This is a genomic window from Mycobacterium sp., from assembly GCF_049802695.1.
Lineage (GTDB): Bacteria > Actinomycetota > Actinomycetes > Mycobacteriales > Mycobacteriaceae > Mycobacterium.
The window spans coordinates 1-3,149 of sequence record NZ_JBARMY010000225.1; the positions used below are offsets into that span (position 1 = coordinate 1).

The 3,149-nt window shown below is 68.8% G+C and carries 4 protein-coding genes; 2 read left to right on the plus strand and 2 right to left on the minus strand.

Features of this window, described 5'->3' with window-relative positions; translation table 11 throughout:
• Both WA317_RS09095 and nei2 read left to right on the plus strand, forming a co-directional pair.
• Positions 1-559 (plus strand): Lhr family helicase (locus tag WA317_RS09095; protein WP_425172713.1); only part of this gene is annotated, 559 nt, incomplete at its 5' end.
• Positions 559-1,314 carry an endonuclease VIII Nei2 gene (gene nei2 / locus WA317_RS09100; protein ID WP_425172714.1) on the plus strand — a complete coding sequence of 252 codons (756 nt, stop codon included), beginning with the start codon at positions 559-561 and terminating at the stop codon, positions 1,312-1,314. The genes WA317_RS09095 and nei2, both read left to right, overlap by 1 nt.
• A gap of 21 nt (positions 1,315-1,335) precedes the next feature.
• Here the strand turns inward: nei2 and WA317_RS09105 are convergent, their stop codons facing one another.
• Together WA317_RS09105 and WA317_RS09110 are read right to left on the minus strand one after the other, a co-directional pair.
• Positions 1,336-2,313: an SMP-30/gluconolactonase/LRE family protein gene (locus WA317_RS09105; protein ID WP_425172715.1), complete on the minus strand. Its 978-nt coding sequence runs from the start codon at positions 2,311-2,313 to the stop codon at positions 1,336-1,338.
• Positions 2,314-2,321: 8 nt separating this feature from the next.
• Positions 2,322-3,149, minus strand: an 828-nt coding sequence (locus WA317_RS09110) for a pseudouridine synthase (protein ID WP_425172716.1), incomplete at its 5' end; no start/stop codon positions are given.

A 3,149-nucleotide genomic window follows, 5' to 3' on the forward strand; every position in this document is an offset into this window, starting at 1 on the left:
GGTTCCCGGTGGGTTCGCCACCCTGTACAAGGTCTTGACCGCTCTGGAAGACGCGGGGCGCTGCCAGCGCGGGTATTTCGTCGAATCGCTGGGCGGTGCGCAATTCGCGGTCGCCTCGACAGTGGACCGGCTCCGCAGCTACCTCGACAACGTGGATCCGGAGCGCCCCGAGTACCGGGCGGTGGTGCTGGCCGCCGCTGACCCGGCCAACCCGTACGGCGCCGCGCTGCCGTGGCCGTCCCGCACATCAGACGACGACGGTCCGGGCCGGCCGGGCCGCAAAGCCGGGGCGCTGGTCGTTCTCGTCGACGGGAAGCTGGCCTGGTTCCTCGAGCGCGGCGGGCGTTCGCTACTGAGTTTCACCGACGACCCCGACGCCCATCAGGCGGCGGCGGCGGCCCTGGCTGAACTGGTCGGCGCCGGACGGGTCAGCTCGATTCTGGTGGAGCGGGTCAACGGTGCAGCGGTGCTGGATCCGCACGCCCGTCCGGTGTTGGTGGTCGCCGCGTTGTCCGGCGCCGGATTCGCGCGTACGCCGCGCGGACTGCGGTTGCGCTGATGCCCGAGGGTGACACTGTCTTTCACACCGCCGACACGCTGCGCAAAGCGCTGGTCGGTCGCACAGTGACGCGCAGCGACATCCGGGTACCACGGTTCGCCACCGTCGACCTGGCCGGCCACACCGTCGACGAGATAGTCAGTCGCGGTAAGCATCTGTTCGTCCGGGTGGGTCCGGCCAGCATTCACTCGCACATGAAGATGGACGGCAGTTGGCGCGTGAGCACCCGGCCGGGCCGCACGGATCACCGCGTGCGGATCGTGCTGGAAGCCGGGAATGTCCGCGCTCTCGGCATCGACCTCGGCGTGCTGGAAATCCTCGACCGTGACCACGACGACGATGTCGTCGCGCACCTGGGACCTGATCTGCTGGGCGTGGACTGGGACCCGGCGGTGGCCGCGGCGAACATGATGGCCGTGCCGGACCGACCGCTGGCCGAGACGCTGCTGGATCAGCGGGTGCTGGCCGGGATCGGCAACGTGTACTGCAACGAGATCTGTTTCGTCATCGGACGACTGCCGAGCTCGCCGGTCAGCTCAGTCGGCGACCCGCTGCGACTGGTCAACCGCGCTCGCGAGATGCTGTGGTTCAACCGCTTCCGCTGGAACCGCATTACCACCGGTGACACCCGCGGCGGCCGTCAGGTATGGGTATACGGCCGCGCCGGCCAGCCATGTCGCCGCTGCGGCACAGCGATCAAGCAGGACGACACCGGTGACCGGATTGCCTACTGGTGTGCGTCATGCCAGCGGTAGCCGACGGACGCCGGCGAACACTCAACGGTGCCGCCGAACGGTGACGACCTGGTCGGTGTTGACCGGCGGCACCGGAGAGAGCACGGCGACGGCGTCCTCGACGATGCTGCCGAGGTACAGCGAACCGTTGAATTCGCGCACACCGGTCACCATGCGGTAGCCGCAGCGTCGAGCGCCCTCGATCCGACCGACTATGTCGCCGTCCCGGTCGACCGCCAGGACCCGTGCCGGCATGGTCGGCGGATGATTCAGCGAGGTCGCAGCACGTCCGATCAGCCGGCGCAGGCGTCGCGGGGCGCGGTGCACCAAGTGCAACAAGCTGACCATGGGCGCAGCAATGGCCACCCAGATCCGGCCCTCGGTGCCGGTCGACAAGTTGTCGGGCATGCCCGGCAAGTCGTCGACGAACACCTCGACCTGTCCGGCATGCGGCCCGGTAAGCCACACCCGCAGAACGCGGGCCGCACCGGTCTCTGCGACCGCCACAAATGACTCGTCGTCGGCGAGCGCGACTCCGTTGGCGAACTCCAACTGATCGAGCACGACCTGCACTTCACCGGCGGGGTCCCGACGCATCAGACGACCGGAGGCGGTGCGCTCGATGACGTCGCTCTGATAGGCGTCGAGGCCATAGTGGCGCGAGGAGTCGGTGAAATAGATCGTGCCGTCGGCGGTGACAGCGGCGTTGTTGCACAAGTTGATCGGCTGACCGTGGATAGCAGTGTTCAGGGGATGAACCGCCCCGCCATGGACGTTCACCCGCAGCAGACCGCGCTCCGCATCGCAGACCAGCAGCCGACCGTCCGGCATGGCCTCGATCCCGAGCGGGCGACCGCCGGTGTCAGCCACCACTGCGATGTCGGTGCCGTCTGGATTGAAGCTCAGCACCCGGCCGTCGGCGACACCGGTGACTAGGCGGTCGCCGAGGATTGCAACGTCCTCCGGGCCCTGACCACCGACCGGCAGCCGTTGCAAGGAAGGCGCAGCGGTGGTGGCCATGATGCAATCTACCCCGCTCCCCGGCTGACGAACCGTCGTTGCCGGCCATCGATCGGGTCGACGAATTCCAGAGTGTGCGCCAACAACCGCAGCGGTGAGCTGAAGTCGTCGTCGGCCACCGCGAGAACCCGCGGATACAGCGGATCGCCCTCGATCGGCAGGCCCAGCGAAGCCATGTGCAGCCGCAGCTGGTGGGTACGTCCGGTGCGCGGCGTGAGCCGGTACAGGCCGTTCCCTTCCGCCTCGATCAAGGTCTCGGCGTTGGGCTCTCCGGGCTCGCAGACCGCCTGCAGGTGGCCGCGGCGCTTGACGATGCGGTTGCGGACGACCCGCGGAAAGGTCAGGTCCGGGTCGACACCCGCGCGCGCCAGATAAGTCTTACGCACCGCGGCGCGGGCGAACAGCGTCTGGTAGGCACCCCGAACCTCCCTGCGGACGGTGAACAGCAACACCCCGGCGGTCAGACGGTCCAGTCGGTGCGCCGGACTCAGCTCGGGTAAGTCCAGCTCCCGGCGCAGCCGCACCAGTGCGGTCTGGGCGACATGCCGGCCCCGCGGCATCGTGGCCAAAAAGTGCGGTTTGTCGACGACGACGATGTGAGCGTCGCGGTAGAGCACCGGAACCTCGAACGGCACCGGCACCTCGTCGGGCAGGTCGCGGTAGAGGTAGACCACCGAGTCGGCGGGCAGCACCGTCGTGTGGTCGACCACGGCTCCGTCGGCGTCGACGACTTCCCCGGCATGCACCTTGGCTGCGGCGGCCGGTCCGAATCGGCCGCTCAGCTCGGCCAGCACTGCTCCGCCGAGCAACCGCACCCGCGCCGGTCCCAGCCCGTC

Coding starts and splice junctions, on each gene's coding strand:
- nei2 (WP_425172714.1), top strand. CDS start 559: ATGCCCGAGGGTGACACTGTCTTTCACACCGCCGACACGCTGCGCAAA.
- WA317_RS09105 (WP_425172715.1), bottom strand. CDS start 2,313: ATGGCCACCACCGCTGCGCCTTCCTTGCAACGGCTGCCGGTCGGTGGT.